The organism is Natronospira bacteriovora (genome assembly GCF_030848495.1).
In the GTDB taxonomy this organism is placed as follows: Bacteria; Pseudomonadota; Gammaproteobacteria; order Natronospirales; family Natronospiraceae; genus Natronospira; species Natronospira bacteriovora.
The window spans coordinates 29,721-55,095 of the sequence record NZ_JAVDDT010000008.1 but is presented as its reverse complement, the minus strand read 5'-3'; the positions used below and the strand labels follow the sequence as shown (position 1 = coordinate 55,095).

18 protein-coding genes and 1 pseudogene are annotated in these 25,375 nt (G+C 63.9%); 13 read left to right on the top strand and 6 right to left on the bottom strand.

Features of this window, described 5'->3' with window-relative positions; translation table 11 throughout:
* The first annotated feature begins 6 nt into the window (after positions 1 to 6).
* The 10 genes from rpsE to rplQ all read left to right on the top strand — a co-directional run bounded on the left by rpsE (position 7) and on the right by rplQ (position 5,646).
* Complete coding sequence (gene rpsE, locus RBH19_RS11600) at positions 7 to 510, top strand: 30S ribosomal protein S5 (RefSeq protein ID WP_306729022.1); 504 nt, start codon at positions 7 to 9, stop codon at positions 508 to 510.
* A 5-nt stretch (positions 511 to 515) separates the two neighbouring features.
* Positions 516 to 710 carry a 50S ribosomal protein L30 gene (rpmD, locus tag RBH19_RS11595; protein WP_306729021.1) on the top strand — a complete coding sequence of 65 codons (195 nt, stop codon included), beginning with the start codon at positions 516 to 518 and terminating at the stop codon, positions 708 to 710.
* A 2-nt stretch (positions 711 to 712) separates the two neighbouring features.
* Positions 713 to 1,150, top strand: a complete 438-nt coding sequence (gene rplO / locus RBH19_RS11590; protein WP_306729020.1) for a 50S ribosomal protein L15 — start codon at positions 713 to 715, stop codon at positions 1,148 to 1,150.
* Positions 1,151 to 1,153: 3 nt separating this feature from the next.
* Positions 1,154 to 2,491: a preprotein translocase subunit SecY gene (secY, locus tag RBH19_RS11585; RefSeq protein WP_306729019.1), complete on the top strand. Its 1,338-nt coding sequence runs from the start codon at positions 1,154 to 1,156 to the stop codon at positions 2,489 to 2,491.
* A gap of 49 nt (positions 2,492 to 2,540) precedes the next feature.
* Entirely contained in the window at positions 2,541 to 2,657 is a 117-nt protein-coding gene (gene rpmJ / locus RBH19_RS11580; protein WP_306729018.1) for a 50S ribosomal protein L36, read from the top strand.
* An 85-nt stretch (positions 2,658 to 2,742) separates the two neighbouring features.
* Entirely contained in the window at positions 2,743 to 3,099 is a 357-nt protein-coding gene (gene rpsM, locus RBH19_RS11575; RefSeq protein ID WP_306729017.1) for a 30S ribosomal protein S13, read from the top strand.
* Between the two features lie 30 nt (positions 3,100 to 3,129).
* Positions 3,130 to 3,519: a 30S ribosomal protein S11 gene (gene rpsK / locus RBH19_RS11570; protein ID WP_306729016.1), complete on the top strand. Its 390-nt coding sequence runs from the start codon at positions 3,130 to 3,132 to the stop codon at positions 3,517 to 3,519.
* Between the two features lie 68 nt (positions 3,520 to 3,587).
* The gene (gene rpsD, locus RBH19_RS11565) at positions 3,588 to 4,208 is read left to right on the top strand and encodes a 30S ribosomal protein S4 (RefSeq protein ID WP_306729015.1); all 621 of its coding nucleotides are present in this window, start codon (positions 3,588 to 3,590) and stop codon (positions 4,206 to 4,208) included.
* A 14-nt stretch (positions 4,209 to 4,222) separates the two neighbouring features.
* A complete protein-coding gene (locus RBH19_RS11560) occupies positions 4,223 to 5,221 on the top strand; it encodes a DNA-directed RNA polymerase subunit alpha (protein WP_306729150.1) in 999 nt (332 codons plus the stop codon).
* A gap of 35 nt (positions 5,222 to 5,256) precedes the next feature.
* A complete protein-coding gene (gene rplQ / locus RBH19_RS11555; RefSeq protein ID WP_306729014.1) occupies positions 5,257 to 5,646 on the top strand; it encodes a 50S ribosomal protein L17 in 390 nt (129 codons plus the stop codon).
* 561 nt (positions 5,647 to 6,207) lie between these two features.
* Here the strand turns inward: rplQ and metH are convergent.
* The 3 genes and pseudogenes from metH to RBH19_RS11540 all read right to left on the bottom strand — a co-directional run bounded on the left by metH (position 6,208) and on the right by RBH19_RS11540 (position 13,500).
* Positions 6,208 to 9,926 (bottom strand): annotated as a pseudogene (gene metH, locus RBH19_RS11550) (methionine synthase).
* 2 nt (positions 9,927 to 9,928) lie between these two features.
* Entirely contained in the window at positions 9,929 to 10,876 is a 948-nt protein-coding gene (gene metF / locus RBH19_RS11545; protein ID WP_306729013.1) for a methylenetetrahydrofolate reductase [NAD(P)H], read from the bottom strand.
* A 203-nt stretch (positions 10,877 to 11,079) separates the two neighbouring features.
* Entirely contained in the window at positions 11,080 to 13,500 is a 2,421-nt protein-coding gene (locus RBH19_RS11540; protein ID WP_306729012.1) for a serine/threonine-protein kinase, read from the bottom strand.
* A 166-nt stretch (positions 13,501 to 13,666) separates the two neighbouring features.
* On the opposite strand from RBH19_RS11540, the gene ggt (RBH19_RS11535) reads away from it, so the two are divergent.
* The 3 genes from ggt (RBH19_RS11535) to uvrA all read left to right on the top strand — a co-directional run bounded on the left by ggt (RBH19_RS11535) (position 13,667) and on the right by uvrA (position 20,573).
* Positions 13,667 to 15,373 carry a gamma-glutamyltransferase gene (gene ggt, locus RBH19_RS11535; protein ID WP_306729011.1) on the top strand — a complete coding sequence of 569 codons (1,707 nt, stop codon included), beginning with the start codon at positions 13,667 to 13,669 and terminating at the stop codon, positions 15,371 to 15,373.
* A 214-nt stretch (positions 15,374 to 15,587) separates the two neighbouring features.
* Positions 15,588 to 17,231, top strand: a complete 1,644-nt coding sequence (gene ggt, locus RBH19_RS11530) for a gamma-glutamyltransferase (RefSeq protein WP_306729010.1) — start codon at positions 15,588 to 15,590, stop codon at positions 17,229 to 17,231.
* A 486-nt stretch (positions 17,232 to 17,717) separates the two neighbouring features.
* A complete protein-coding gene (uvrA, locus tag RBH19_RS11525) occupies positions 17,718 to 20,573 on the top strand; it encodes an excinuclease ABC subunit UvrA (RefSeq protein ID WP_306729009.1) in 2,856 nt (951 codons plus the stop codon).
* A 665-nt stretch (positions 20,574 to 21,238) separates the two neighbouring features.
* Here the strand turns inward: uvrA and egtD are convergent.
* The 3 genes from egtD to RBH19_RS11510 all read right to left on the bottom strand — a co-directional run bounded on the left by egtD (position 21,239) and on the right by RBH19_RS11510 (position 25,268).
* Positions 21,239 to 22,201, bottom strand: coding sequence for an L-histidine N(alpha)-methyltransferase (gene egtD, locus RBH19_RS11520; RefSeq protein ID WP_306729008.1), 963 nt, complete (start codon positions 22,199 to 22,201; stop codon positions 21,239 to 21,241).
* A gap of 18 nt (positions 22,202 to 22,219) precedes the next feature.
* Entirely contained in the window at positions 22,220 to 23,494 is a 1,275-nt protein-coding gene (gene egtB / locus RBH19_RS11515) for an ergothioneine biosynthesis protein EgtB (protein ID WP_306729007.1), read from the bottom strand.
* A 64-nt stretch (positions 23,495 to 23,558) separates the two neighbouring features.
* Positions 23,559 to 25,268, bottom strand: coding sequence for a serine hydrolase domain-containing protein (locus tag RBH19_RS11510; protein ID WP_306729006.1), 1,710 nt, complete (start codon positions 25,266 to 25,268; stop codon positions 23,559 to 23,561).
* Between the last annotated feature and the right edge of the window lie 107 nt (positions 25,269 to 25,375).

Genomic DNA, 25,375 nt, shown 5'->3' with positions numbered 1-25,375 from the left:
TCTATCATGGCAACAACCGCACAGAATCAGACGGACGACCTCCAGGAAAAGCTGGTTGCGATCAACCGTGTGGCCAAGGTGGTCAAGGGTGGCCGCAAGTTCGGCTTCACCGCCCTGGCTGTGGTGGGCGACGGCAACGGCAAGGTGGGCTTTGGTTACGGCAAGGCTCGCGAAGTGCCCCTGGCCATCCAGAAGGCCATGGAAAAGGCCCGCAAGGACATGAAGTCCGTCCACCTGAAGGACGGCACCCTGCAGTACCCGCTGCGCGCCAATCACGGCGCCACCCGGGTGCTCATGCAGCCGGCATCTGATGGTACCGGCGTCATTGCCGGTGGTGCCATGCGTGCGGTCTGTGAGGTTGCCGGTGTGAAGAACGTGCTGGCCAAGAGCTATGGTTCGCGCAACCCCATCAACGTGGTGCGTGCAACCATGAATGCGCTGACGCAGGCCCGCTCCCCTGAGGAAGTGGCGGCCAAGCGCGGCAAGTCCGTAGAAGAGATCACGGGTTGAGACCGATGGCTGACAACGACAAGAATCAGATCAAGGTGACGCTGGTCCGCAGCGTTCATGGGCGGCTGAAGAACCATCAGGCCTGTGTGCGTGGGCTGGGTCTTCGTCGTATGCACCACACTGTCACCGTGCAGGATACGCCCGAGAATCGCGGCATGATCAATCGCGTGGCGTATCTGCTGCAGGTAGAGGAAGCCTGATTATGCGACTCAATGAACTCAAGCCGGCGGAGGGCAGCCGCCCCGAGGGCAAACGCCTCGGCCGTGGCGCCGGTTCCGGGCTCGGCAAGACTTCCGGTAAAGGCCACAAGGGCCAGCTGGCTCGTTCCGGCGGCACCGTGCAGGTTGGTTTCGAAGGCGGTCAGATGCCGCTGCAGCGTCGCCTGCCGAAGGTGGGCTTCCGCTCCCGCAAGGCGGCTTTTGCCGATGAAGTTCGGCTGGATCAGCTGGCCAACGTGGATGCCGACGTGATCGATCTGGACGTGCTCAAGAAGGCCGGGCTGGTACACAGTCGCGCCGAGCGCGTGAAAGTGATCGCCAGCGGTGACCTGGGCGGTAAATCCCTCACCCTCAAGGGTGTGGTGCCGACCAAGGGCGCCCGCAAGGCGATCGAAGAAGCTGGCGGAAAGGTCGAGGAGTAATCCATGGCGGCTGGTGGCGGCGCAGTCCCGAGCAATCTGGGCAGTCTCGGCAAGGCAACCGAGATCAAGCAGCGGCTGCTGTTTGTCCTCGGTGCCATGGTCGTGTTCCGGATTGGCGCGCATATTCCGGTGCCGGGCATCGACCCGGTGGAAATGGCGCGCGTATTCGAGGCCCAGCGCGGCACCATTCTGGAAATGTTCAACATGTTCTCCGGCGGGGCGCTGGAACGCTTCAGTCTCTTTGCCCTCGGGATCATGCCCTACATTTCCGCGGCCATTATCATGCAGCTGATGACGGCCGTGATTCCTAAGCTCTCCGAGCTGAAGAAGGAAGGCGAAGCCGGTCGGCGCAAGATCACCCAGTACACCCGCTACGGTACGGTCGTGCTGGCGACATTCCAGTCCATCGGGGCGTCCATTGCCCTGGCAAATCAGGGGGTGTCGATCATCCCGCCGGCCCAGTTCACTTTCGTTTGTGCGGTGACCCTGGTAACCGGCACGATGTTCCTGATGTGGCTGGGTGAGCAGATCACCGAGCGTGGCATCGGTAACGGTATTTCGCTGATCATTTTCGGCGGGATCGTTGCCGGCCTGCCTTCCGCCCTGGGCGGCACGCTTGAGCTGGTGCGCACGGGTGAGTTGGCGACCATGTTTGCCATCATCCTGTTCTTCCTGGCCCTGGGTGTGACGGCGTTCGTGGTCTTTATCGAGCGCGGCCAGCGCCGGATTACGGTGAACTACGCCAAGCGGCAGCAAGGCCGGCGCATGTACGGTGGTCAGACCAGCCACCTGCCGCTGAAGCTGAACATGGCGGGTGTGATTCCGCCGATCTTCGCGTCCTCGATCATCCTGTTCCCGTCGACGCTGATCGGCTGGACCCAGGACCAGGGACCGCTGTGGATCCAGACCCTGGTGCAGTCGCTGCAGCCCGGGCAGCCGGTATACACGCTGTTCTATGCCGGCATGATCATGTTCTTCTGCTTTTTCTACACGGCGCTGGTGTTCAACAGCCGTGACACGGCGGACAACCTGAAGCGCTCCGGTGCCTTCATTCCGGGTATCCGTCCTGGCCGTCAGACGGCCGATTATGTGGATTCCGTGCTTTCACGGCTGACCCTGTGGGGCGCGATCTACATCACGGCAGTCTGTCTGATGCCGGAGTTTCTGATCATGAACTGGAACGTGCCGTTTTATTTCGGCGGTACGTCCCTGCTGATTATCGTGATCGTCTCCATGGACTTCATGTCCCAGTTGCAGGCCCACATGATGTCCCATCAGTACGACGGTCTGCTGAAGAAAGCGAATCTGAAGGGCTACGGCCGCGCTGGCCGTCCCCGCTAATAGTCAATAACGGTTTGAGCCGCCTCCGGGCGACGCAGGAGACTGAACCATGAAAGTTCGAGCTTCGGTCAAGAAGATTTGCCGGAACTGCAAGATCATCCGCCGGAACGGTACCGTTCGGGTGATCTGCACCACCGACCCCCGTCATAAACAGCGGCAGGGCTGATCGGTCTGGTTTCATTGATCGCTGAGGCGATCTGAGGTATATTGTCGCGTTTCGCGCGCGAATGCTGAATCTGGAGTTTAGCTGCATGGCCCGTATAGCAGGAATCAACATTCCGCCGCAGAAGCATGTGGTGATCGCCCTGACCTCGATCTTCGGGATTGGTCGGACGCGGTCTCAGCAGATCTGTGAGGCGGCGAACATTCGCCCAGACACCAAGGTCCGTGACCTGACGGAAGGCGAAGTGGAGACCATTCGTGGTCTGGTCGGCAAATTCGTGGTCGAAGGTGATCTTCGCCGTGAAACTGCCATGAACATCAAGCGTCTGATGGACCTGGGTTGTAACCGGGGCATTCGCCATCGCCGGGGCCTGCCCGTGCGTGGTCAGCAGACGCAGACGAATGCACGCACCCGCAAGGGCAAGCGTCGTCCGATTACGCGTTAAGCGCACCGCAATAGACAAGGGTAGATCGAGATGGCCAAAGCTGGCACCCGTACTCGCAAGAAGGTCAAGAAGACAGTCGTTGACGGTATCGCCCATATTCAGGCGTCCTTCAACAACACCATCGTGATGATCACGGATCGTCAGGGTAACGCCCTGTCCTGGGCCACCGCTGGTGGTTCCGGTTTCCGTGGTTCGCGCAAGAGCACCCCCTTTGCTGCCCAGGTGGCGGCAGAGCGCGCCGGGCAGGCTGCCCAGGATTACGGTGTGAAGAACCTGGAAGTTCGGGTCAAGGGCCCGGGTCCCGGCCGCGAGTCCGCCGTGCGTTCCCTGAACAATGCCGGTTTTCGCATCACCAATATCACGGACGTGACGCCCATCCCGCACAACGGATGTCGTCCGCCCAAGAAGCGCCGCGTTTAAAGGCCTTGCTGAGCCACCGCCGATCAGGCCGGTCGGCGGAAGCAGACAGCCTCGGAGAGTAAGAGCAAATGGCAAGATACATCGGACCAACCTGTAAACTGGCCCGTCGTGAAGGAACCGATCTGTTCCTCAAGAGCGGTGTGCGTCCCCTGGAGTCCAAGTGCAAGATCGACTCCGTTCCGGGTCAGCACGGCAACCGTCGCGGCCGCCTGTCGGATTTCGGCCTGCAGCTGCGCGAGAAGCAGAAGCTGCGCCGCATGTACGGCGTACTGGAACGCCAGTTCCGCCGCTATTACAAAGAGGCCGCGCGCCGCAAGGGTTCCACGGGTGAAAACCTGCTGACCCTGCTGGAATGCCGCCTTGATAACGTCGTTTACCGCATGGGCTTTGCGTCCACTCGCGCTGAAGCCCGTCAGCTGGTGTCCCACAAGGGCATCATGGTGAATGGTGAGCTGGTTAACGTGCCTTCCTACCAGGTCAAGGCTGATGACGAGGTTTCCGTCCGTGAAAAGGCCAGAAAGCAGCTGCGGATCCAGTCCGCTCTGGACCTGGCCAAGGAATCCGGTTTCCCGTCCTGGATCGAAGTTGATGAGAAGAAGATGGCCGGCGTGTTCAAGTCGGCTCCGGATCGGACAGACATCCATCCGGACATCAACGAGAACCTGGTGGTCGAGCTTTACTCCAAGTAATTGCGGGGTCTGAACTGATGTCATCTGTCGGTGAGTTTCTCAAGCCGCGTCATATTGACGTTAAAGAAATCAGTGCGACCCGTGCGCGTGTGACGCTGGAGCCGCTCGAGCGCGGTTTCGGCCACACCCTGGGTAACGCCCTGCGTCGTGTACTGCTGTCTTCCATGCCTGGCGCTTCCATCGTCGAGGCCGAGATTGACGGCGTCGTGCACGAGTACAGCACCGTTGAGGGTGTGCAGGAAGACGTGCTGGAAATCCTGCTGAACCTCAAGCAGGTCGCCATGCGCATGCACTCCCGGGAAGAAGCCGTTCTGACGGTCAGTCAGAAGGGCAAGGGTGTGGTCACTGCCGGTGATCTCCAGACCGATCATGAGCTGGAAATCATGAACCCGGATTTGGTGCTGGCCCATGTGAACGAAAGCGGCGAGCTGAACATGAAGATCAAGGCCCGCCGTGGCCGAGGCTACGAGCCGGCTTCCCAGCGCGCCGAAGCCGACGACGAAAGTCGTCCGGTGGGTCGCCTGCTGGTGGATGCCACCTACAGCCCGGTTCGTCGCGTCAGCTACAGCGTGGAAGCCGCCCGTGTGGATCAGCGCACCGACCTGGACAAGCTGATCATTGATCTCGAGACCAATGGCGGCATTGACCCGGAAGAGGCCATCCGTCGCGCGGCCACCATCCTCAACGACCAGTTGTCCGTGTTCGTGGACCTGGAAGATAGCGAGGATGCCGGCAAGGAAGACGACAGCCAGATCGATCCGATCCTGCTGCGTCCGGTGGATGAGCTGGAACTGACGGTTCGCTCGGCCAACTGCCTGAAGGCCGAAAGCATCCATTACATCGGTGACCTGGTTCAGCGCACCGAAGTGGAACTGCTGAAGACGCCGAACCTGGGCAAGAAATCGCTCACCGAGATCAAGGACGTGCTGGCTCAGCACGGACTGTCGCTCGGCATGAAGCTCGAGGGTTGGCCGCCGGCCAGCCTGCAGGAAAAAAAGCAGGCATCGGCCTGATCGGCCGGTTCCGATAACCTAGTCAGGATAGAGTCATGCGTCATCGCAAGGCAGGAAGAAAGCTCAATCGTAACAGCAGCCACCGCAAGGCCATGTTCCGTAACATGGCGGCCTCGCTGCTGCGTCACGAACAGATCAAGACCACCGTGCCCAAGGCGAAGGAACTTCGCAAGGTCGTGGAGCCGCTCATCACGCTGGCCAAGAATGACAGCGTGGCCGGCCGCCGCCGTGCCTTCGACAAGCTGCGCGATCGCGAGCTGGTCACCAAGCTCTTCAATGAGCTGGGCCCGGAATACAAGGAGCGCCCGGGTGGCTACACCCGCATCCTGAAGTGCGGTTTCCGTGACGGCGACAACGCCCCCATGGCCATCGTGCAGCTGGTGGGCCGCGCCGAACCGCAGGAAGAAGAAGCCGCCGCCGAATAATCGGTCGCTTCAGGCAAGACCAGAAAGCCGGGCCCAGTGCCCGGCTTTTTTGTGCCTGAATGAAAGTTGGGACCACGAAATGGACACGAAATGCACACGAGATGAAAGGCAAAAAGATAATTGGCCACAGATGGACACGGATGAACGCAGATACTTGGGCCGTGCTTGAGGAGCCGCCGTGCTGATTCGGAGGGGCCGTGCCAAAAGATGGCGCGGCAATTCGACTGGCGCCGTGGGAGCGGATTTATCCGCGATGACAATCTCGAGGTTGGCAGGTTGCCCTCTAACTCTTTGTGGGAGCGGCTTTCAGCCGCGATTGCGATTACTCGGTTGGCACGCCGGGTGTTTCCTGAGAAATCGGTGCCGAGGCTTGGCCGGGGTGATTGGACACAGAGAACACGGAGCGGGATGTTTGTGAAGGCTCCGATGGATTCCGCGTGTCACTGAGGGCGGGTTGGCCTTAGATGACTTGATCGCGGCTGAAAGCCGCTCCCACAGGGGGCCGTCAGTACCCGATATAGCAAGCCTTATTTCGTGTCCATTTCGTGGTCCCAATCTCCTTCAAGACCCGGTCTCCCGCAGCCCCCGTTTAGCCGGGTCGTAAGCCAGGTTGGGTGCCAGCCAGCGTTCGGCTTCTTCCAGCGTCCAGCCCTTGCGTCGGGCGTAGTCTTCCACCTGGTCACGGCCGATCTGTCCGAGGCCGAAGTAGCGGGCGTCGGGGTGGGCGAAGTAGAAGCCGGACACGGCGGCGCCCGGGCTCATGGCGAAGTTCTCGGTAAGCTGAATGCCGGTGCGGCGCTCCACTTCGAGCCAGTCCCACAGGCTGGCCTTCTCGCTGTGTTCCGGGCAGGCCGGGTAGCCGGGGGCCGGGCGGATGCCCTGGTAGGCTTCCCGGATCAGTTCGCCGTTGTCGAGGGCTTCGTCACTGGCGTAGCCCCACAGCTCCCGCCGCACCTTTTCATGCAGGTACTCGGCGAAGGCCTCGGCCAGGCGATCGCCCAGGGCCTCGACCATGATGGCGTTGTAGTCGTCGCCGGCGGCCTTGAAGGCCTCGCTGCGCTGGCTGACTTCCGCGCCGGCGGTCACGGCAAAGCCGCCGATCCAGTCGCCCGCTTCGCCATCGGCAATGAAGTCGGCCAGACAGAGATAGGGTTTGCCGCTGGGTCGTTCGCTTTGCTGGCGCAGGAAATGCAGATGGCAGAGCGTCTGTTGGCGGTCTTCCACTGACAACACACGCACCGAGTCACCTTCCCGGCGTGCCGGGTAGAGGCCGGCCACACCGCGTGGCTGCAGCCAGTCCTCGGCCTGCATGCGATTCAGCATGGCCTGGGCCTCGTCGAATAGCTTGCTCGCCGCCTCGCCCATGGCCGCGTCCTTCAGAATGCGCGGGTAGCTGGCTTTCAGCTGCCAGGCATGAAAGAAGGGCGTCCAGTCGATATAGGGGCGAAGGGTCGCAATATCCGCGGTGACGGTTTCCACCCCCGGCTGATTCGGTGTCATCGGTGACCAGTCCTGTTCCGGCTGAAAGCGTCGCTTTCGGGCGTCGGCCAGGGAAACGATGCGTCGGCGCTTTTCCCGTTGGGCGCGCTTGTGGCGCAGGCGCTCCTGCTCGGCGGCCACTTCATCGGCAAAGGCTGTGCGTTGTTCGCGATTGACCAGACGGGCCACCACGCCCACCGCACGGGACGCGTCCTTTACATGCACCACCGGCGCACCGTACTCCGGCGCTACGCGCAGGGCCGTGTGGGTGGGGGAGGTGGTGGCCCCCCCGATCAGCAGGGGCAGACGAAACTGCTGACGTTCCATCTCGGCGGCCACCCGCGTCATCTCATCCAGGGAAGGGGTGATCAGGCCGGACAGGCCGATGATGTCCACCTGATGGGCGCGCGCCTCTTCCAGGATGCGCTCCGCCGGCACCATCACGCCCAGATCCACCACCTCGTAGTTGTTGCACTGGAGAATCACCGAGACGATGTTCTTGCCGATGTCATGCACATCGCCCTTGACGGTGGCCATCAGCACCTTGCCCTTGGCGCCCTGACGGTCATCCTTCTCCGCCTCGATATGGGGGATCAGCCAGGCCACGGCCTTCTTCATCACCCGTGCGGACTTCACCACCTGGGGCAGGAACATGCGGCCGGAGCCAAACAGCTCACCCACCACATTCATGCCGTCCATCAGGGGCCCCTCGATCACGTCCAGGGGGTGGTCGGCCGCCAGGCGGGCTTCTTCCACGTCGGTCTCGATATGCTCGACGATGCCGTGTACCAGAGCGTGTTCCAGGCGCTTCTCCACCACCTCATCCCGCCAGGCCTGATTGACCACCTGGCGCTCGCCCTGGTCCCGGTAATCATCGGCAATGGTCAGCAGGCGCTCGGTGGCATCCGGGCGGCGATTGAGAATGACGTCTTCCACCCGTTCCCGCAGATCGTCGGGAATGTCTGCATAGACCGTCAGCTGCCCCGCATTGACGATGGCCATGTCCAGGCCGGCGGCGATGGCGTGATAGAGAAACACCGAGTGCATGGCCTCGCGCACCGGGTTGTTGCCGCGAAAGGAGAAGGAGACATTGGACAGGCCGCCGCTGGTGAACACCCCAGGCAGTTCCTGCTTGATGCGCCGCACCGCCTCGATGAAGGCCACCCCGTAGGCATTGTGCTCCTCGATGCCCGTGGCCACGGCAAAGATGTTGGGATCAATGATGATGTCATTGGGGGCAAAGCCCGCCTCCTCGGTCAGCAGGCGAACCGCGCGTTTGGCAATCGCCACCTTGTGGTCCACGGTCTCCGCCTGGCCGTTCTCGTCGAAGGCCATGACCACCACGGCGGCACCATAGCGGCGCACCAGCCGCGCCTGCTCCAGGAAGGCCGCTTCCCCTTCCTTGAGGCTGATGGAGTTGACCACGGCGCGTCCCTGCACGCACTGAAGGCCGGCCTCGATGACCTCCCATTTGGAGGAATCGATCATCACCGGCACCCGGGCGATGTCCGGTTCGGTGGCAATCAGGTCCAGGAAGCGGCGCATGCAGTCAGCGCCATCCAGCAGGCCGTCATCCATGTTCACATCGATGATCTGGGCGCCACCTTCCACTTGCTGACGGGCCACTTCCAAAGCCGCCTCATAGTCCTCCGCTTCGATCAGCTTGCGGAAGCGGGCCGAGCCGGTGACGTTGGTGCGCTCGCCGATGTTCACGAAGCCGGTCTCCGGGCCCACGTTCAAGGGTTCCAGGCCGGACAGTCTCAGGCGCGGTGCGGGCTCTCTGCTCATGAGGCGAGTCGCTCCTGTACGGCGGACAATGGGCGTGGGCGCCGGCCGTCAACGGCCCGGGCGATGGCGGCGATATGTTCCGGGGTGGTGCCACAGCAGCCACCGATGATGTTGAGCAGGCCAGCTTCCGCCCATTCCTGAATCAGGCCCGCCATCTCCTCCGGCCCCTGATCGTATTCGCCCAGATCATTGGGCAGGCCGGCATTGGGATGGGCACTGATGGCCACATTGGCCACCCGGCCCAGTTCCGCCACATAGGGTCGCAGCTGCTCGGCCCCCAGGGCGCAGTTCAGGCCCACGCTGAAGGGGCGGGCATGCATCACTGAATGCCAGAAGGCCTCCACCGTCTGGCCGGAGAGGGTGCGCCCGCTGGCATCGGTGATGGTGGCCGAGATCATCAATGGCCAGCGCTGGCCACGGGCCTCGAACAGTTCATCCAGGGCGAACAGGGCCGCCTTGGCATTGAGGGTGTCGAAGATGGTTTCCACCATCAGCAGATCCGAGCCACCGTCCAGCAGGGCTTCACCGGCTTCCCGGTAGACCGCCACCAGATCCGCAAAGCGTACGTTGCGCTTGCCCGGATCATTCACGTCCGGCGACATGGAGGTGGTCTGGTTGGTGGGTCCCAGCACACCAATCACCCAGCGTGGTCGGCCACTTTCCTCGGCCACCGCATCCGCCGCTTCACGGGCCAGGCGGGCGCCGGCCAGATTGATGGCGCGGGTCTCTTCCTCCAGCCCGTAGTCGGCCTGGGAAATGCGGTTGGCGTTGAAGGTATTGGTCTCGATCAGATCCGCACCGGCTTCCAGGTAATCCCGGTGCAGCCGGCGGATGCGGTCCGGCTGGCTGAGATTGAGCAGGTCATTGTTGCCGGCCAGGTCCTGGGGATGATCGGCAAAGGCCTCACCCCGGAACTGGGCCTCATTCAGGGACAGGTTCTGAATCATGGTGCCCATGCCCCCGTCCAGAACCAGGATGCGTTCCGCCAGTGCCTGATGCAGTGCCTCATTCATGTTCAGACGGACTCCTGCAGGGCGGCCGGCCGGGCCGGTGCCTGGCGTACGCGCTCTTGCCGGTCGGGGCAGACGCCCAGCATGCGGCAGATGGCCTTGACCAGTTCGGCCCGGTTCAGGGTGTAGAAATGAAATTCATCGATGCCTTCGCCCTGCAGGGCCAGGCACTGTTCCGAGGCCACCGTCGCGGCCACCAGCTGCCGGGTGGCCGGGTCATCATCCAGGCCCTCGAACAGGCGCTCCAGCCAGAGGGGGATGCGCGCCCCGCAGGCGGCACTGAAACGGGCCACGGTGTCGAAGTTGCTGACCGGGAGAATGCCCGGCACCAGCGGCGTGGTGATGCCCGCATCACTCACCCGGTCGCGAAAGCGCAGGAAATCGGCCACGTCAAAGAAGTATTGGGTGATCAGGCGATTGGCCCCGGCGTCCACCTTGCGCCGCAGATTGTCCAGATCGGCCTCGGGGGAGACGGCTTCCGGATGCACCTCGGGATAGGCCGCCACGCTGATGTCGAAATCGGCAATGGCCTTCAAGCCGGCCACCAGCTCGGCGGCATTGGCATAGCCTTCCGGGTGGGGCTGAAAGCCCTGGCCAACCCCTTCCGGCGGATCACCGCGCAGGGCCACCAGGTGGCGCACCCCGGCGGCCCAGTAATCCCGTGCCACGGCATCCACCTCATCGCGGCTGGCGCCCACGCAGGTCAGATGGGCGGCCGGGGTGACGTTGGTTTCATGCAGGATGCGACGCACGGTGTTGTGGGTGCGTTCCCGGGTGGAGCCACCGGCCCCGTAGGTCACGGACATGAAACGCGGGCCCAGGGGTGCCAGAGTGGTCACGGCCTCCCACAGGCGTTTTTCCATGGCTTCAGTGCGGGGAGGGAAGAATTCAAAGGACACCTTCAGACGGGCATCGTCGTCTTTCTTCCAGCGGCTACAGGGGACTTCTTGCATGCTCGGCGCTCCTGTCCTGATGACGGCGCCGTTCTGATCACTTGCGGTACTGCAGCGGGGGTTCTGAAAAGGCGGGAACCTCTTTAGCTGCATTTATTGAGCGCCCGCAAGCTGGTATCAAATCGGCGCTTTCTGATCTTCAGGTTGGGCCAGTCGCGGTGGATTGTCAAGCCGTCACACCCAGGCCTCTCACGATTGGAACGTCACTTTTCCCCCCGATTGTCGGCGGTGGCTCCGGCCTCCTCGGACTTTGAAGGCTGGCGGGCCGCCACTTCCTTGCGACAGCGGCGCAGGGCCGTCGCCATTTCCGCCCCGCTCGCGAAGCGCTCGTCCGGCTTCTTGGCCAGGGCGCGCTTGATGAAACGGTCGAGGCAGGGCGGCAGGTCACTGCGGCCGCGCCGCACATTGGGGGTCTTGTCGTTGGCGATCTTGTACAGCAGGGTTGCCAGTGGCTCACCTTCAAAGGGCAGCTCGCCGCGCAGCATCTGGTACAGGGTTACGCCCAGGCTGAACAGATCCGAGCGGCCGTCCACTTTCCGTCCCAATACCTGCTCGGGTGACATGTAGGAGGGCGTGCCGAGGATGGTACCGGTCTTGGTCCGGCGGGAATCGGTCAGGCAGGCGACACCGAAATCGGTCAGCACCACGCGCCGGGATTCCGGCAGGTAGATCATGTTGGCCGGCTTGATGTCGCGGTGAACCACATTGCGGCCGTGGGCATAGTCCAGGGCCTCGGCCACCTGGATGACGATGTCGCAGGCGGTGATGGGTGGCAGCAGGCGACCCGGGTCGGTGTAGTGCTGCAGGCCCTTGCCATCCAGATAGTCCATGGCGATATAGGCCAGGTCCGCTTCCTCGCCCACGTCGTAGATGGTGACGATGCCGGGGTGCTGCAGCCGCCCGGCGGTTTCCGCTTCGCGGAAGAAGCGCTCGGTCACCTGTTCAAGATCCGAGCCTTCGAATTCCTGTGACAGGGCCATGGTCTTGATGGCCACGGTCCGGCCGATGCGCGGATCATGGCCGAGATAGACCACACCCATGGCCCCCCGGCCCAGCTCACGCTCGATTTCGTAGCGGCCGAGCATGGGTTTCTGCATGTCCTCGTCCGGCATCACCAGTGTGCCGCCGCCCGCACTGCGGTTGCCCAGGGCCGTTCGCGTCTCCAGCTCGGCCAGTTTACGGATGCGATCACGGCTGTCCCGGAAACCCGGCGACAGGGACTCGATGTGCCGGTGCACGCCCTGGGCGCGGGCGAACTCCCGCCGGCGCTCCAGATCCAGGCCCAGTTCATACAGGCTTTCCAGCACTGGCCCGGTGGCCGGGCAGCGCTTCAGGCGCTCGAAGGCGGCGTCCGTCTGGCCCTGTCGGCGCAGGGATTCGGCCAACTGGCGATTGGCTTCGCTCAGGGCGCCGTACAGGCCCTCCTGGCGGATATCCAGCACCCGCTTGATCAGCAGACCGGCCTGGCCCCCGACCAGAGCCACCAGCGGCATGGCCAGCTCCAGGTGCATCAGGCGGATGGTCGGCAGCAGAAACTGCAGGCCGAACAGCCCCACGGCCAACAACAGGCCCAGATAGAGGCCGCTGGTGACATTCAGTCGTGGCAGCACCAGGGTCAACCACAGCAGCACGGCGACCAGCGCCGCCCACGGCAGTGCCGGGCCCCAGGCAGGCTGGGCATAGACATGCCCGGCGTGGATGGCGCTGGCATGGCTTGCCGTCAACGCCGCCAGGTGGTGCCGCTCGTCATGGGTCGGGGCGATGATGATCAACTGCCCGGCGAGATCCGCTGTGGCGACTTCACCCGCTTGCAGGCGCTGGAAGTCCAGTCGCGGGAAAGCCTCATCCTGCCCGCGGTAGGGGAAGGGGCGATAGTGGAAGCGATTGTCCACGGCCAGAGACCGGCCCGCCACACGCAGACCATCAGCATCCAGTTGGATGGCGTCCGCGGTCTGGCCTTCAAGCAGGGCCGCCAGCTGCAGTGACAGGGCCGGCAGTCCCGCCGCGGCTTCACCGACCCGCGCCAGGGCCAGGCTGCTGCCATGGCCGGGTTCCGGCAGCAGGCCGGCGGCCTGCACCCCGTGAAGCGTCGGCAGGCTGGCCAGATAACGACGCGGTGGCTGGCCCCTCAGCAGGCCACTCTGGCGCCCGAGGCTCACCATCAGGCTTTCTTCATGGCGCGGCAGCGGCAGGGTGCTGGCAAGCAGATAGTCGGGCAGTGGCGCCTGGCGGCGCGGCGAGAAGGGGTGCTGGCCGACACGGTCCCCGGCCAGACCGAGCAGCAGCGGCGTCCGCAGCGCCTCGTCGTCGCCCAGGGCCGGCAGCGGCCAGCCCGGTGGCAACAGCAGCGCCAGCGCGGTCGGGCGGGCCTGATCCGCCGCCAGCAGGGCTTCGCCCAGGGCCGTGGCGAGAGCCGCGTCATCCGCCACGCCAGGCAGCCGCCCCGGGTCAACTTCCACCAGGCTGATGTCCGCGCTCAGCGGTCGATCTGAAGACAGTTGCATGCCCCAGCTGCTGATGCGGTCGTTCAGGGGCTGCCAGCCTCCGGTGAGGCCGGCCATGGCCACCAAAAGGCCGATCAGCAGTCCAACGAGTCCGTCCCGACGGCGTGCGCGATCCAGCACAGTCTGTCCCCGCAGTGTATGGCGTGTCTGTGCCGTGGCCGGATTATGTCCGGTCGCGGCGGGCGAATGCCTCCAAGAATAGAGGAGCCGGGCGGCCAATGACAGCCCGGCGGTATTCGCCTCTGCTATCTTGGGGGACTCAGCCCCCTGTTGACGGAGTGTGTCCATGTTCCGCACTGCATTTGCCGCCCTGATGACGAGTCTGCTCGTGGCGGTCGCCACCACCGCCCTGGCCTGGGATCGGGTGGAGACCGACGAGAAGCTCAGCCGCTCCGATGTGCTCGCCACCGGCGCCATGGCTGCCACCAGCCAGCCCCTGGCCACCCAGATGGCCCTGGAAGTCATGCGCAACGGCGGCAACGCCATTGATGCCGCCATCGCCGCCAATGCCATGCTGGGCCTGACCGAGCCCACTGGCAACGGCATCGGCGGCGATCTCTTCGCCATTGTCTGGGATGCCGAAAGCGAGCAACTGTACGGCCTCAATGCCAGCGGCCGGGCTCCCATGAGCATGACCCGCGAATGGTTCAGCGAGAACGATTACGACCGCATTCCCCAGCGTGGCCCCCTGCCGGTCTCGGTACCCGGCGCCGTGGACGGCTGGTTCGAGCTGCATGAGCGCTTCGGCCGCGTCAGCATGGAGGACATCCTGGCGCCGGCCATCCACTACGCCGAGAACGGCTTTCCCGTCACCGAGGTGATTGCCTATTTCTGGGCGCGCAATGCCGAGGTGCTTGAAGAGTACGAAAACTTCCCCGAGACCTTCATGCCCGAGGGCCGCGCCCCGAAAAAGGGCGAGATCTTTCGCAACCCGGACCTGGGCCACACCTACCGCCTGCTGGCGGAGAAAGGGCGGGATGTCTTCTACCGCGGCGAGATCGCCGAGACCATTGGCGACTACATGGAACGTCAGGGCGGTTTCCTCACCGCCGATGACATGGCCGCCCACGAATCCACCTGGATCGATCCGGTCGCCAGCAACTATCGCGGCTTCGATGTCTGGCAGCTGCCACCCAACACCCAGGGCATCGCCGCCCTGCAGATTCTCAATATCCTCGAGCACTGGGACCTGTCGGAGATGAGCCTGGATGATCCGGAATACATTCACCTCTTCGTGGAGGCCAAGAAACTGGCCTTCGAGGATCGGGCCCGCTTCTATGCCGACCCGGAGTTTGCCGACGTTCCCGTTTCGCAACTTGTTTCAAAGGAATACGCGGAGGAACGCCGCAAGCGGATCGACCGCCGACGCGCCGCCCGGGAGTTCCCGGCCGGCGACCCGCGCCTGGACAACGCCGACACCATCTACCTGACCACGGCGGATGAGGACGGCAACATGGTGTCCCTGATTCAGAGCAACTACCGGGGCATGGGGTCGGGCATGACGCCGGATGGCCTCGGCTTCGTTCTTCAGAACCGCGCCGAGATGTTCAACCTGGACCCGGATCACCCCAACAGCCTTGAGCCGGGCAAGCGCCCCTTCCACACCATCATTCCGGCCTTTGTCACCCGTAATGGCGAACCCTTCATGAGCTTTGGCGTCATGGGCGGTGCCATGCAGCCCCAGGCCCATGCCCAGATCATCATCAACATGGTGGATTTCGGCATGAGCCTGCAGGGCGCCGGTGACGCCCCGCGCATCTCCCACATCGGCAGCTCCCAGCCCGAAGGCGACGTCATGCGCGACGGCGGCACCGTCCACCTGGAGAGCGGCTTCTCCGAATCCACGCTGCGCGCCCTGAGACGAAAGGGCCACAAAGTGGAAATCGGCGGCGCCGGCTTCGGCGGCTACCAGGCCATCATGCGCGACCCGGAAACCGGCGTCTGGTACGGCGCCTCGGAGCCGAGAAAGGATGGTTATGCCGCGGGGTATTAGCCCCCAGCTACCCCGGCCATCGTTGTCGTTGTCGTTGTCGTAATCGTTGTCGGGTTTTTCCTTTATCTCGATAAAATCCGACAACGACAACGACAACGACAACGACAACGACAACGACAACGACAACGACAACGACAACGACTACGATTGTGAACAATCCTTTATGGCACAATGCCAGCAGACCTTCTGGTGACAATAAGAAAGGAAACCGGCAATGAGCGCTCGCTATCCCCGTGATTCCTGGGCCACCCGGTCCGAAGTCTTTTCCTGCAACGGCATGGCCGCCACCTCCCAGCCACTCGCCACCGAGGCCGCGGTATCGGTCCTTCGCGAGGGTGGTTCGGCGGTGGATGCCGCGATTGCCGCCAATGCCGTGCTGTGTGTGGTGGAGCCCACCGGCGCCGGGCTGGGCGGTGATCTCTTCGCCATGGTCTGGGATCCCGCAGAGAAGAAGCTCAAGGGCATGAATGCCAGCGGCGGAGCGCCGGGGGCGGCCGGCCGCAGCTGGTTCGAGGGCAAGGGTTACAAGGCCATCCCTGACAAGGGGGCCCTGTCGGTGAGTGTGCCCGGCGCCGTGGGCGGCTGGTACGAGCTGCACCGTCAGTACGGGCGTCTGCCCATGTCCCGCCTGCTCGAGCCCGCGGTGGCCTACGCCCGCGACGGCTTCCCGGTCAGCGAGATCATCGCCACGGAATGGGCCGCCAATGCCCAGCGCCTGGCCGATGAGCCGGGTTTCGCCACCACCTTCCTGCCCGCCGGCCGCGCTCCGCGAAAGGGTGAGCGCTTCCGCAACCCCGGCCTGGCCCGCCTGCTGGCCGGCATGGCCCAGGATGGCGAGCAGGTCTTCTATCAGGGGCCGGCCGCCCGCAGCATGTCGGAGACCGTGCAGCAAGCCGGCGGCCTGCTTTCGGAGCAGGATCTGGCCGCCTACAAGCCGGAATGGGTCGAGCCCCTGTCGGTGGATTTCCACGGCAAGACCGTGTGGCAGCTGCCGCCCAATGGCCAGGGCATTGCCGCCCTGCAGATGCTGCGCCTGCTGGAGCCCTGGGATCTCAAGAAGGCCGGCTTCGGCAGCCCCGAGCACGTGCATCTGCTGGTGGAGGCCAAGAAACTGGCCTTCGCCGATCGCGCCCGCTATTACGCCGACCCGTCCTTCGCCAAGGTACCGGCCGAAGAGCTCATCTCCAAGGCTTACAATGACGAGCGCCGGCGCCTGCTGGACGCGAACAAGGCCGTTCGTGACATTCCCGCCGGCGAGCCGAAACTGGATGGGGGTGACACCGTCTACCTCACCACGGCGGATTCCGAGGGCATGATGGTCTCGCTCATCCAGAGCAATTACATGGGCATGGGTTCGGGCGTGGTCCCCGTCGGCCTGGGCTTCAGCCTGCAGAACCGGGGCTGCCTGTTCAGCCTGGAAGCCGGCCACCCCAATGTCATTGCCCCCGGCAAGCGCCCCTTCCACACCATCATGCCCGGCTTTGTCACCCGCGACGGCGAACCCTGGCTGAGCTTTGGCGTCATGGGCGGTGCCATGCAGCCCCAGGGCCAGGTCCAGGTGCTGATCAATCTGCTGGCCTTCGGCATGAACCTGCAGGCGGCCGGTGATGCCCCCCGCATTCGCCACGACGGCAGCCCCGGCCCCACCGGTAAGTCCGCCGACGAGAACGGCGGCGTGGTTCACCTGGAGCCAGGCTTCCCGGAGGGAACCGCCGAGGCCCTCAATGACCGCGGCCACACCGTGCAGATCGGCCACGGCCATTACGGCGGCTTCCAGGCCATCGCCTGGAACCCGGTGGACCGCATCTGGCGCGGCGCCTCCGAATACCGCAAGGACGGCCAGGCCAGCGGTTATTGAGCGAATGGGCTCGGACGAAAGATTCGCTGTCTTCTTGGACTTCGATTGGCCGTTGGACCTTTCGGCTTGGCGCTGAGGGAGCATTCCGGTTTGGGTGTTGCATGCGCTGCTCAGGGACGCCGTGAGTCCATCCTTGGAGGCTCTGGCCGCGACATCCTTGTCGCTCACAGCCCTGATCAGCGCATGCAATACCCAAACCTACCTTGTGGGGGTGGCGCCTGTTTCCTGCCATCGGATGGATAGGTTCAGTCAATGGTGGGCAGGTGTTAGAAGGTAATGGGCCGGGACGCCCCCCAAGCGCCGAGCCGAAGGGTCCGGCGCTAAGCGAAGTCGAAACACCCTCCGGCCCAACCTCGGCAGCGATTCCTCAGGAAGCAGACCGCGCCTACAGGGGCACAAGACCGGCCCCTGGTATTCAGCTGGCCTCGAGCCAGCCAAGGGCGTTAAAATGGCCTGTTCATCCGCGCAAACAGGTCCTGTTGCCCCATGGCGTCCATTCGAGTGCAGGGTGCCCGCACCCACAATCTCCAGAACATTGATGTCGAGCTGCCGCGCGATCAGCTGATCGTGATCACCGGCCTGTCCGGTTCCGGCAAGTCCTCGCTCGCCTTCGATACCATCTATGCCGAGGGTCAGCGACGCTATGTGGAATCCCTGTCCACCTACGCGCGCCAGTTCCTGTCCATGATGGAAAAGCCGGACATTGACGACATCGAGGGTCTGTCGCCGGCCATTTCCATCGAGCAGAAGTCCACCTCCCACAACCCCCGTTCCACCGTGGGCACGGTGACCGAGATCTACGATTACCTGCGCCTGCTCTACGCCCGCGCCGGCCAGCCCCGCTGTCCCGATCACGACATCACCCTGGATGCCCAGACCATCAGTCAGATGGTGGATCAGGTGCTGGCCCTGCCCGAGGGGACCAAGTGCATGCTGCTGGCGCCGGTGGTGGACAATCGCAAGGGCGAGCACGTGCAGCTCATCCAGGAGCTGCGCGCCCAGGGCTTCATCCGTGCCCGTATCAACGGCGAAGTCTGGGAGCTGGACGACCCGCCCAAGCTGGACCTGCGCAAGAAGCACACCATCGAAGTGGTGGTGGATCGCTTCAAGGTGCGCGATGACCTGGCCCTGCGCCTGTCGGAATCCTTCGAGACGGCCCTGCGCCTGGCCGAGGGCAGCGCCCGGGTGGCCTTCATGGACGAGCCCGAGCGGGAAGCGCTGGTGTTCTCCGAGAAGTTCGCCTGCCCGGAATGCGGATACAGCCTCTCCGAGCTGGAGCCGCGCCTGTTCTCCTTCAACAACCCCAATGGGGCCTGCCCCAGCTGTGACGGCCTGGGCGTGAACCAGTTCTTTGACCCGGAGCGCGTGGTGCGCGACCCGGAGCTCAGCCTGGCCGGTGGTGCCGTGCGCGGCTGGGATCGCCGCAACCCCTACTACTGGCGCCTGATCAAGACCCTGGCCGCCCATTACGGCTTCGACCCGGACACACCCTTCAACGAGCTGCCCGAGGCCACCCGGGACGCGCTGCTCTGGGGCAGTGGCGAGGAAGAGATCGGATTCGAGTACCCCAGCGCCTCCGGTGGCACCGTCACCCGGCATCATCCCTTCGAGGGCGTGCTGCCGAACATGCAGCGGCGATACCGTGAGACCGAGTCGAGCATGGTGCGTGAGGAACTGGCGCGCTATGTCAGCAGCCGTTCCTGCCCCGACTGCAACGGCAGCCGCCTGAATCGCTCGGCCCGCCATGTCTTCGTGGCCGAACGCACCCTGCCGGAGATCTCTCGCCTGTCGGTGGCCGAAGCCAATGCCTTCTTCCGCGGCATGAATCTGCCCGGCAAGCGCGGCAAGATCGCCGAGAAGATCCTCAAGGAGATCATCGAACGCCTTGGCTTCCTGGTGGATGTGGGCCTGGAGTACCTCACCCTGGAACGCAGCGCCGAAACCCTGTCCGGCGGCGAGGCCCAGCGCATTCGCCTGGCCAGCCAGATCGGTTCCGGCCTGGTGGGGGTGATGTACATCCTGGATGAACCCTCCATCGGCCTGCATCAGCGGGATAACCGCCGCCTGCTCAACACCCTGTTCCGCCTGCGCGACCTGGGCAATACCGTGATCGTGGTGGAGCATGATGAAGACGCCATCCGCAGCGCCGATCATGTCCTGGACATGGGCCCCGGCGCGGGTGTGCACGGCGGCCAGGTCGTGGCCCAGGGCAAGCCGGCGGACGTGGAAGGCAACAGCGCCTCCCTCACCGGCCAGTATCTCTCCGGCCGCCGCCGCATCGATGTACCGGAAAAGCGCAAGCCGGTGGAAAAGGGCCGGGAACTGGTGGTGCGCGGCGCCCGCGGCAATAATCTGCGCAACGTGGACGTGACACTGCCCCTGGGCGTGATGACCTGCGTCACCGGCGTGTCCGGCTCCGGCAAGTCCACCCTGATCAACGAGACCCTCTACAAGTACCTGGCGCGGGAGATCAATCGCGCCACCACCACACCGGCCCCCTGTGAGGCGGTGGATGGCCTGGAACACATCGACAAGGTCATCGATATCGACCAGAGCCCCATCGGCCGTACGCCGCGTTCCAACCCGGCCACCTACACGGGCCTGTTCACACCCATTCGCGAGCTGTTTGCCGGTACCCAGGAATCCCGTTCACGCGGTTACAAGCCCGGCCGTTTCAGCTTCAACGTCAAGGGTGGCCGCTGCGAGGCCTGCCAGGGCGACGGTGTGATCAAGGTGGAGATGCACTTCCTGCCGGATGTCTACGTACCCTGCGATGTCTGTCATGGTGCCCGCTACAACCGCGAGACCCTGGATATCCGTTACAAGGGCCTGACCATCTCCGAAGTGCTGGATCTCACCATCGAGGATGCCCTGGACTTCTTCGATGCCGTGCCGGTCCTCAAACGCAAGCTGCAGACCCTCATGGACGTGGGCCTGAGCTATGTGCGTCTGGGCCAGAACGCCACCACCCTCTCCGGCGGCGAGGCCCAGCGCGTGAAGCTCGCCCGGGAACTGTCCAAGCGCGACACCGGCAAGACCCTCTACATTCTCGACGAGCCCACCACCGGCCTGCATTTCCACGACATCAACCAGCTGCTGGGTGTGCTGCGCCGTCTGCGCGAGAACGGCAACACCGTGCTGGTGATCGAGCACAACCTGGACGTGATCAAGACCGCCGACTGGATCATCGACATGGGCCCCGAAGGCGGCAGTGGCGGCGGTAGCGTCGTCTGCACCGGTACCCCGGAAGACGTGGCCCGACACCCCACCTCCCACACCGGCCGCTTCCTCGCCGACATCCTGGAACAGACCCAACGCCAGGCGGCTGATGCCAAGGGGTGAAAGGCGAAAACATTTAGCCGCGAAATGCACGCTAAATGGACGCTGGATTGGGGCCGTGCGTGAAGTGGTGCCGTGCTGATTCGGAGGGGCCCTGCCTGCGGATGGCAGGGAAGCTGGATCACGAAATGAACACGAAATGGACACAAGATAAAAGACAAAAGAATATTGGCCACAGATGAACACGGATGGACGCAGATGTGGGCCGTGCCATGGGTGATGACGTGCGGCTTCGGAAGGGCCGTGCCGGATGTTGGCAGTGGGTTGGCTATAGGCAGCGTGGGAGCGGATTTATCCGCGATGACAATTTATCGGTTGGCACGCCACTAAACCGACGCCCCCTGTAGGCGCGGATTCATCCGCGCAATGGCTTGAATTCGCCGTTTGATTCTCTAAAGGGATCGTTGCAATCCGTGATGCACCTCAATGAATGGCGGGACGTCGGATTCCGGCCATTGCGCGGATAAATCCGCGCCTACAGCGAGGCCATAGAGGGTGGCATGCAAGATCAGGGATTGTCATCGCGGATAAATCCGCTCCCACGCTGCCTATAGCCAACCCACCGCCATCCCCAAGCACGGCCCCTCCGAAGCAGCACGGCACCACTTCACGCACGGCCCAACATCTAGCGTCCATTTCGCGTCCATCTCGCGGCTAATCTTTTCGCCTCATTCAAGATACTGCACCGAGAACCACTCCCGGTTATCCGTCCATACCTGCTTGACCGTCCATCCCGCCTTGCCGGCCAGTTCTTCGAAGGCACGGAAGGTGAACTTGTAGCTGCATTCGCTGAGGATGTATTCGCCCTTGTCGAAGTGAAAAGTGTCTCCGCCGATGGTGACATCCTGTTCGATCTCGCTCACCAGGTGCATTTCGATGCGGCTCTCCTCGTCGTTCCACTCGGCCCGGTGACTGAAGTTGCTCACATCGAAGTTCCCGCCCAGTTCCCGGTTGATGCGGTGCAGCAGATTGAGGTTGAACAGGGCAGTGATCCCGTCCCGATCGTTGTAGGCCTTCTCCAGGGTCACCCGATCCTTGCGCAGATCCACGCCAATGATCAGGCCACCCTCGCGTCCCACTTTCTTTTTCATGATCTTTAACAGGTCGACTGCATCTGCCGGATCAAAATTGCCGATGGTGGAGCCGGGGAAGTAGACCACACGTCGTTTCTCCGCTGTTTCCGGCTCGGGAATATCGAATTCGCTGGTGAAGTCAGCGCAGACGGGCAAGATGGGGAGAGCGGGAAAGTCCTGCCGCAGGCCCTGGACAGCATCCAGCAAATGCTCCCTGGAGATTTCCACTGGCACATAGGCGGCCGGTTCCCTGAGGGCGGCCAGCAGCCGTCGGGTTTTCAGGCTGGAGCCACTGCCCGGTTCGATGACCATGGCCTGCGGCCCGGTGACCGCCGCGATATCGTCCATGTGTTCATTGAGGATCTGCAGCTCGGTGCGCGTGGGGTAGTACTCGGTCAGCTCACAGATGCGATCGAACAGCATGGAGCCTTCCGCGTCGTAGAAGTACATGGAAGAGATCCACTTCTGCTTCGCCGACAGGCCGTCCTTTACGTCGGCCATGAAGTCCTTCTTCGTCGGCTGCTGATCCTGCAGCTCCTGTTCGTCGCTGACTGACATCCTTATTGATCCTTGTTGTTATAAATCCTTCGCCAGCCGAATACCCGTGAACTGCCATCGGCTGGGCGGATAGAAGAAGTTTCGATAGGTGACGCGGATATGATCGGCGGGGGTGACGCAGGAGCCACCGCGCAGCACCATCTGGTTGCACATGAACTTGCCGTTGTATTCCCCCACGGCCCCCGCGGCTGCCCTGAAGCCGGGGTAGGGGGCATAGGGACTGGCGGTCCACTCCCACACATCGCCAAACAGCTGATAGAAGCGGCGCTGTTGCTGCCCGGTGCCACCGGGATGATAGAAACCGCTATCGACGAAGTGTCCCTCCGTGGGCTGTTCCCGGGCGGTGACTTCCCATTCCGCTTCCGTGGGCAGGCGGTGCCCGGCCCAGCGGGCAAAGGCATCGGCCTCGTAGAAGCTCACGTGACTGACGGGAGCATAGGGGTCGAGGGCACGCTGGCCGGCGAGCGTGAATTCGCTTTCCAGCTCCTCGTCCCAGTAGAAGGGGCGATCCCAGCCCGCCTGCTGGACGGTGGCCCAGCCATCCGACAGCCACAGGGCCGGATCCCGGTAGCCGCCATCGCGAATGAAATCCCGGTACTCGGCATTTGTGATCAGGCGGTTGGCAATGGCATGGGGCTGGAGCAGGGTTCGGTGGCGCGGGCCTTCATTGTCGAAGGCGAAGCCGCCGCCATCGAAGCCGAGCTCATGAATGCCTTCTGAACCCGCAATGAATTCGATGGGCCCCGGCATGGCGGCGCGACCGGGCGTGCGTTCATGGTAGGCCGGTCGCAAGGGATTGGCCGACAGCACATGCTTGATGTCGGTGAGGATCAGTTCCTGATGCTGCTGTTCGTGATGGGTGCCCAGCAGGATCAGCGGGCCCAGCTTCTCGTCCTCGCCCCCCTGTTCGATCAGTGCCTCCATGGCCGTGTCCACATGCCGGCGCCAGGCCATGATCTCCTCGACGCCGGGCCGGCTGATCAGCCCCCGATCCGGGCGCTGATACATCTGTCCGAGGGTGAAATAGTAGGAGTTGAACAGGTAGTCGAAGCCGGGGTGAAAGACGCGGTAGCCGGGCAGCTGTTCCTGCAGCAGGAAGCGTTCGAAGAACCAGGTGGTATGGGCCAGATGCCATTTGGTGGGGCTCACGTCCGGCATGGTCTGGACGGTCATGTCCTCCGCGCTGAGAGGAGCCGCCAGGGCCTCGCTCTGCTTCCGAACCGCGCGGTAGCGCGCCATCAGGGCCGCGGAAGACGTGACAGCGGCCTGCCCGGTTTCGCGGGTGATACCCATCTCAACCTCCAGGCGCCAGGCGCTAATGGTCGGGCAACCAGATTAGAACGTCAGTGGCTAAAGATCAAAGAGCGGCCGGCGGCCTCAGCAGGGGCATTGTCCAGGCTTGTCCGTGGTGAAGCCGGCCGTTTTCGTCCACCTGCAGCACGGCAGTTTCCTTCAGTACGCCCATCCGCAGGCCCTTGAGGTGTCCGTCGCCGGCGTGACGCAGAATCGCCCGCAGGCCCGGGTCGGCGGGTGACCAGTCCAGCGAGCGCCACTGGCCGTTGGCGTCCAGGCGGATCCGGACACTGGTGGTCTGAGCGGCCGAATGCAGTTGCACATCCGCCAGCCAGCCGTCCTCACCCGTCAGGCGCGGGCGCACGCCCAGCAGTTCCATGCCCTCGATGCCATCCGTCATACGTGCACCTGCCTGTTCCCGCAAGCGCACCATGACGGCGGCCTCCCGGTGGTCGGCCGGGGAGGGTCGGTGGCGGCTGTCACCCAGCAGCCCGCGCACCCGGTCCATCACGGACCGACCATGCACCGAGGCCGCTTCGGCGTCCTGGCCCAGCAAAGGCAGGCTGGCCGCCAGCCCGCTGGCGACGATCTCCAGCCGTTGATCGATGCGCGAGATCTGCCAATGGCCTCCCTCCGGGTGGGAAATCCGAACGGGCCCTGACGGCAAGGCCTGAAGTACCGTGGGCAGGGCTTCACCGGGGGCTGCGGGAATCGGCCTGTCCCTGGCCAGGAGGCTGACCACGGTCTGGCGCAGCTCCCAGGCCCGAAAATGTTCACTGTTGCTGGCCAGCAGCAACCATTCATCGTCGCCGGGCCACCAGGCCAGTTCCGTGGAAAAGGGGCCAAAGCCACCATCGTGGCCGATGCGCCGCCCGCGTTCGTCGCGGCTGACCGCAAGACCCAGGCCATAGGCCTCTTCCGGGCTGAGCCGGAGCTGAGGTTCTCGCCAGCGCCGGGCGAGGCCCTCATCCATGGGTGCCGCCCCGCGCAGCAGGGGGACGATCCCGGCCATGTCGCGCATGTTCCCCATGAGCGCCCCGGCCCCCATCAGGTTCCAGCCCGGTATGCCCCGGGGCCAGGCCCGTTCCGAGAAACGGCCCCAGCGCAGGCCACCGTCATAGCCCACCGCTTCATCCGGTGCGAGCCCGCCAACCGAAGCGCCCCGCAGGTCGGCCGGGATCAAGAGTTCTTCGCGCATCAGCGTCTCGAAGGCCGTTTCCGCCGCGACCGAGAGCAGGGCGGCGGCCAGATTGAAACCCAGGTTGGAATAGACAAAGCCCTGGCCGGGTTCATGCAGCGGGCGGCTGCGCAGGGCGCGGTCAATGAGCGTGTCCCGGTCGATTGGCTCGAACTCCGGCGGGCCGTCGAAGCCCGGATGGGCAAGCTGGGCGGCCAAACCTGATTGATGGCTGAGCAGATGTCTGATCTGAATGTCGTGCTTATTGCCGGGCACATCGTCCAGCAAGCGCTGCAGGGGCGCATCCAGGCGAATGATGCCGTCGGCTTCCAGGCGCAGGGCCAGCGCGGCAGTCAGTGGCTTGCTGACGGACAGCCAGGGGAAGGCGGTGTCCGCGGTGAAGGCAAGGTCTGCGGACCGATCCGCCTGTCCAAAACCGCGCAGCAGACCTGCCTCCGTTCCGGTACCGGCGGCCACGGCACCCGAGAAGCCCCAGGCCTCCAGACGCTCGAAGGCTTCGACCAGGGGGTTGGCGTCGGCCGGCAGACTGAGCAGCAGGGCGAGCAGCAGGCCGAGTGTGGGGGGCTGGCGTTTCATGGCTACTAGAATAGCCGCCGTGAGCGGGAAAAACCCCGTGTTTTCGCCGCCATTTCCGCCCCATCCCTTGACGCAAGCCGCCCGGACCGGTTTAATACGCGTCTTCC